The organism is Pseudomonas sp. CGJS7 (genome assembly GCF_036961695.1).
Genome location: NZ_JBAMDI010000260.1, coordinates 1 through 4,214, shown reverse-complemented (window position 1 = coordinate 4,214; position 4,214 = coordinate 1). Strand labels below are relative to the sequence as shown.

At 64.4% G+C, this 4,214-nt stretch carries 4 protein-coding genes; 1 reads left to right on the top strand and 3 read right to left on the bottom strand.

What is annotated here, in order from left to right:
• Together V7787_RS52300 and hppD are read right to left on the bottom strand one after the other, a co-directional pair.
• Positions 1-278, bottom strand: a 278-nt coding sequence (locus V7787_RS52300) for a hypothetical protein (RefSeq protein ID WP_336095377.1), incomplete at its 3' end; no start/stop codon positions are given.
• A 26-nt stretch (positions 279-304) separates the two neighbouring features.
• On the bottom strand, positions 305-1,396 hold the full coding sequence (gene hppD, locus V7787_RS52295; RefSeq protein ID WP_336095376.1) for a 4-hydroxyphenylpyruvate dioxygenase: 1,092 nt from the start codon (positions 1,394-1,396) through the stop codon (positions 305-307).
• A gap of 98 nt (positions 1,397-1,494) precedes the next feature.
• Here hppD and V7787_RS52290 point away from each other — a divergent pair, with 98 nt between their 5' ends.
• Complete coding sequence (locus V7787_RS52290) at positions 1,495-2,079, top strand: MarR family winged helix-turn-helix transcriptional regulator (RefSeq protein ID WP_336095375.1); 585 nt, start codon at positions 1,495-1,497, stop codon at positions 2,077-2,079.
• 299 nt (positions 2,080-2,378) lie between these two features.
• Here the strand turns inward: V7787_RS52290 and V7787_RS52285 are convergent, their stop codons facing one another.
• A complete protein-coding gene (locus tag V7787_RS52285) occupies positions 2,379-3,962 on the bottom strand; it encodes a peptide MFS transporter (protein WP_336095374.1) in 1,584 nt (527 codons plus the stop codon).
• Positions 3,963-4,214: the final 252 nt, after the last annotated feature.

The window sequence follows — 4,214 nt, the reverse complement described above, 5'->3', positions numbered from 1 at the left end:
AAATACCCGCGCCCGTTGGCGTAGCGCGGGAAATCGGCCAGCGGCTCGGCGAAGAAATCGCTGATCTGCTCGTGCACTTCGTCGATCTTGTCGCCCACCGCAAGGTGGTTGACCAGCTTGAACACGATCGCGTTCTGGATCAGCTCCTCCGGCGAGGGATCGTCCATCCAGTCCAGATCCGGATCGTCGCCGGCGTTTTCGATCGAAGCCGTCAGCGACGCCAGTTCCTCCGGATCCAGTTCCCGGCAGGTCAACAGATCGATCAGTTCCTTGAGCATGTCCACGGCCTTGCGATGAGGTGCGCTTATAGTACGCCGCGCTTCATCTGGTCGCGTTCGATGCTCTCGAAGAGGGCCTGGAAATTGCCCTCGCCGAAGCCTTCGTTGCCCTTGCGCTGGATGATCTCGAAGAAGATCGGGCCGATCGCGTTCTGGGTGAAGATCTGCAGCAGCTTGCGCTGGTGGGTCTCAGGGTCGGCGTCGATGAGGATCTTGTTCTTGGCCAAGCGCGGCACATCCTCGCCGTGATTGGGCACGCGCAGGTCGATCACCTCGAAGTAGGTGTCCGGCGTATCCAGGAACTCGACGTTCTGCGCGCGCATCGCCTCGACGGTGTCGTAGATGTTGTCGGTGAAGCAGGCGATGTGCTGAATGCCCTCGCCCTTGTAGGCGTCCAGGTATTCGTTGATCTGGCTCTTGGGGTCGCTGGACTCGTTGAGCGGAATGCGCACCACGCCGTCCGGCGCGGTCATCGCCTTGGACACCAGGCCGGTCTTGGCGCCCTTGATGTCGAAGTAGCGGATCTCGCGGAAGTTGAACAGGCGCTCGTAGTAGTCCGACCACTTCTGCATGTTGCCGAAGTACAGGTTGTGGGTCAGATGGTCGATGAAGGTCAGGCCGAAACCGGTCGGGTTCTGGTCCGCGCCCGGGATCGGCTCGTAATCGGCGTAGGCATTGCCCTTGTCGCCGTATTGGTCGACCAGGTACAGCATGCAGTCGCCGATGCCCTTGACCACCGGCGCGTCGATCGCGCGGGTGTCGGCGCGCTCGGAGATCGCTTCGCCGCCGTTGCCCAGCACCGCCGCCAGCACGTCGCCGGCCGGCTGCTTGAAGCGGATCGCGAAGCCCGCCGCGCAGGGGCCGTGCGCCTGGGCGAAGGCCGAGGCGAAGCTGTCGGGGGTTTCGTTGACCAGGAAGTTGACCCCGCCCTGGCGGTAGACCGTGATCGGCCGCGACTTGTGCCGCAGCACGGCGGTGAAGCCCAGGCGGCGGAAATAGTCGTGCAGCAACTCGGCCTGGCCGGCCGGTGCGGCGAATTCGACGAACTCGAAGCCGTCGATGCCGAGCGGATTTTCGAAGGTGGTGACCTGCATGCCGAGGTTGGGCTGTGCATTCATGGCATTGTTCTCGGGTGGCGGCCGGGTCCGCTACGGACGGCCTCAGGGAAAGGGTCGTTATAGTTTCACATGAAACCATAAGCAAGGCACAGTGCAACATGACTCGACCTACCTCACCTTCCGGCCCGACCAACGGCGCCTCCTCCGACCCTGAACAGGCCGGCCGCGGGCCGACCGCGCCGCCGCTGCGCGCCGCAGCGCGCTCCGGCGCGTCCGCCCACGCCGAGTTGGATCTGGACCACTTCCTGCCCTATCGCCTGTCGGTGCTGTCCAACCGGGTCAGCGGCGCGATCGCGCGGGTCTATTCCGAGCGCTACGCCCTCAGCGTCACCGAGTGGCGGGTGATGGCCGTGCTCGGCCGCTTCCCCGGGCTGTCGGCCAACGAAGTCGCCCAGCGCACGGCGATGGACAAGGTCGCGGTCAGCCGCGCGGTCGCCCGCCTGACCGAAGCCGGGCGGCTGGAGCGCGACACCCACGACGACGACCGCCGCCGCTCGGTGCTGCAGCTCTCGCCGGACGGCTACAAGATTTACGACGAAGTCGCGCCGATGGCGCTGGCGTTCGAGCAGCGGCTGCTGGTGGATATCGAACCGGCCGAGCGCGAGGCGCTGTTCCGCCTGCTCGATCGCCTGGACGAACTGGAGATGCAGGCCGAGGCGGAGATGGCTGCGCAGGCGCGTTGAGAGGCGCGCCCATCCGGACGCGTCGAAACTCTCACGCCGTCATTCCGGCGAAAGCCGGAATCCATTTTGATCTTGCTGTTGCTCGAAACGGCGGGCTTCAACAGCCAGAGCAACGTCAAAATGGATTCCGGCTTTCGCCGGAATGACGGTCACGGGAGTTACGTCGTAGACGGGTTGTCCTAGTCGCGGCCGGAAACACCGAAATCGGCCAGGATCGCGCCCTTCTGCGTCGCCCATCCCCACAAACAAAAACGGCGGCCATCACGGCCGCCGTTTTCGCATTCAACCCCGCACCGGGCTCACTTCACCCCGTGCATCAACTTCTGCACCAGCGGCGCGATCAGGAACAACAGCACACCCGCGCCGACCAGGACCAGGAAGCCGAAGCCATAACCGGTCAACGCCGTCGAGGTGCTCATGCCCTGCTCGCCGCTGACCACGCCGGCGAAGATGCCCGACAGGTTGTTGCCGATGCCGGTCGACAGGAACCAGCCGCCCATGCCGAAGCCGACCAGGCGCACCGGCGCCAGCTTGGTCACCATCGACAAACCGATCGGCGACAAGCACAGCTCGCCGATCGACTGGATCACGTACACCATGAACAACGACCAGAACGGAATCTTGCCGGCCGCGGCCGGGAACGCCGAATCCGGCGACACCGACGGCGCCCACTTCAGCCACGACGGCAGGCTGTCCAGGCCGGCGGCCGGGACCACCAGCGGGGTCAGCACCACCACCAGCAGCAAGAACGCCAGGCCGTTGAAGATCAAGCCCAGGCCGAACTTGCGCGGGATCGACGGGTTGGCCTTGCGCATCACGATCCAGATCCAGGCGATGATCGGCGCCAGGGCGATGATCGCCAGCGAGTTGACCGACTGGAACCAGGCATTGGGGAAGGTGAAGCTCTCGCTGAGCTGACGGTCGACGATCTTGTCGGCGAGGAAGGTGAACGAGCTGCCCGCCTGCTCGAAGAACATCCAGAACAGAATGTTGAAGGTGAAGATGATCAGCATCGCGATGACCATGTCGCGCTGCTTGGAGCCTTCGCGGAAGCCTTCCCACAGCAGCAGGCCGCACAGGCCCAGGAACATCGCCAGCAAGATCCACTGCAAGGTCGCCGCGCCCAGCGCCAGCAGGAAGTACACCACCGGAATGGCGACCAGCGCGGCCAGGAACACGTACAGCACCTTCTGCTTGCCCTGGCTGTCTTGCGGCGGACGGCCGATGCCCTGCAACTGGCGGCGGCCGAACCAGAACCAGAACAGGCTGATCAACATGCCCACGCCGGAGGCCAGGAACACCATCTTGTAGGCCGGCATCACCGAGGTGCCGAACACTTGCTCGGCCAGGATGCCGGTCAGGATCGGCGAGATGAAGCCGCCGCAGTTGATGCCCATGTAGAAGATGGTGAAGCCCGAGTCGCGGCGCTCGTCGCCGACCGCGTAGAGCTTGCCGACCATGGTCGAGATGTTGGGCTTGAACAGACCGTTGCCGACCACGATGGTGGCCAGGCCGAGTTTGAAGATCTGTTCGTTGGGAATCGCGATCAGGAACAGACCGGTGGCCATGATCGCAGCGCCCAGCAGAATCGAGCGCTGATACCCCAGGATCCGGTCGGCGACGTAGCCGCCGAAAATCGCCGCCGCGTACACCAGCGCCAGATACGCGCCGTAGACGCGATTGGCCGGCGCTTCGCCGGCGGCGTCGCCGCTGTAGAACTGGGCCACGATGTAGAGCACCAACGCCCAGCGGATGCCGTAGAACGCGAAGCGCTCCCAGAACTCGGTCATGAACAGCATCCACAACGGCCGGGGATGGCCGAGTCGCTGCTTGAAGTCCGGGATGGGCGCCTGGCCCAGGGTGGGTGTCGCGGCTCCGCTCATGCGGTGTCCCCTGTCGTGTGGAAACTGAATGAAAATCCCACGCCGACGGCACGGGTCGGGGAGAATTACCGGCGCGGGGCGGTCACGTCAAACCTTTGTGAAGCCCGGCGCGACGTGCTGCGGCGCAACATTTGCGCCTGTAAGTCCCTGAATAGGGGAGATTTTTGCGCCCCGTGGGGCGGAAGTTCCGGGTACGGGACGGTTACATGCCGCCATCGGATGACAACTGTCACGTTGTCCAGCGATAAGCAC

Coding starts and splice junctions, on each gene's coding strand:
- hppD (WP_336095376.1), bottom strand. CDS start 1,396: ATGAATGCACAGCCCAACCTCGGCATGCAGGTCACCACCTTCGAAAAT.
- V7787_RS52290 (WP_336095375.1), top strand. CDS start 1,495: ATGACTCGACCTACCTCACCTTCCGGCCCGACCAACGGCGCCTCCTCC.
- V7787_RS52285 (WP_336095374.1), bottom strand. CDS start 3,962: ATGAGCGGAGCCGCGACACCCACCCTGGGCCAGGCGCCCATCCCGGAC.